The organism is Pantoea sp. ANP04, from assembly GCF_041982285.1.
Classification (GTDB): domain Bacteria; phylum Pseudomonadota; class Gammaproteobacteria; order Enterobacterales; family Enterobacteriaceae; genus Pantoea; species Pantoea eucalypti.
Genome location: NZ_JAUTYS010000140.1, coordinates 1 through 547, shown reverse-complemented (window position 1 = coordinate 547; position 547 = coordinate 1). Strand labels below are relative to the sequence as shown.

Below are 547 nucleotides of genomic sequence, written 5' to 3'. Positions count from 1 at the left end.
AACATCAGCAACTACGTGCATTACGCCAATGGCAACCAGCAAGCCGATGCTCTGGTCGACCCAGCGATCAAGAACGACACCAAGGTTTACCCGAGCCCGGCCATGATGGACAAGTTGTTTGCGCTGGAAGCCATGCCGCTGGACATCGACCGTATCCGCACCCGCTTGTGGAACAAGATCCGCAGCGGCAACTGATCCCCATCACCCCAGACGGTGTAGGAGCCGGCTGCCGGCGAAGAGGCCTCAGACAAGCACCGCCCTTGAGGACGCCTTCGCTGGCAAGCCAGCGCCTACAACTGGCTGTTTTCCGGGAGCAGGGCACCGCCGTCCACTATCAGGGTCTGGCCGGTGATGTAGCCGGCCTGTGGCGAGGCCAGGAACAACATGGCGTAGGCGATGTCCTCAGGCGTTCCCAGGCGCCCGAGGGGAATGCCCCTGGACAGGGTCGCGGCGTCATCAGGTCATGGCGGGCGGCGCCGATCGCCGTACCCTGGGAATACCCGTGGCCGTGACATCGATGACCGCCGTCGAACGCAGCGACGGGGTC

2 pseudogenes are annotated in these 547 nt (G+C 63.8%); one reads left to right on the top strand and one right to left on the bottom strand.

From position 1 onward, the window contains the following. Window positions 1–195: pseudogene (locus tag Q7C21_RS22780) on the top strand (spermidine/putrescine ABC transporter substrate-binding protein PotF); the annotation flags it as partial. 95 nt (window positions 196–290) lie between these two features. On the opposite strand, the pseudogene Q7C21_RS22775 reads toward Q7C21_RS22780, so the two are convergent. Then, window positions 291–443: pseudogene (locus Q7C21_RS22775) on the bottom strand (SDR family oxidoreductase); the annotation flags it as partial. Window positions 444–547 lie beyond the last annotated feature (104 nt).